Source organism: Paraburkholderia sediminicola, assembly GCF_046026895.1.
GTDB classification, from domain to species: Bacteria; Pseudomonadota; Gammaproteobacteria; order Burkholderiales; family Burkholderiaceae; genus Paraburkholderia; species Paraburkholderia sediminicola_C.
Map to the genome: position 1 here is coordinate 1 of NZ_JAQQEU010000328.1, position 218 is coordinate 218.

A 218-nucleotide genomic window follows, 5' to 3' on the forward strand; every position below is an offset into this window, starting at 1 on the left:
CGTTCAACGTGGACGTGGTGCTGGCCAATCAGGCCGCGTCGCCCGCCGGCTGGAACGGCATGGACCTGACCAAGAACGGCGCGGGTACGCTGACGCTGTCGGCGCTCAATACCTACACCGGTGCGACGGCCGTCAATGGCGGCACGCTGGCGATGGGGATCGCCAGCGCGTTCGCGGCCAGTTCGGCGGTGACCGTCAACAGCGGCGCAACGCTGGCA

At 68.8% G+C, this 218-nt stretch carries 1 protein-coding gene; it reads left to right on the forward strand.

The genetic code is table 11. From position 1 onward, the window contains the following. Positions 1-218 (forward strand): autotransporter-associated beta strand repeat-containing protein (locus PQR02_RS40985; protein WP_408243478.1); only part of this gene is annotated, 218 nt, incomplete at both ends.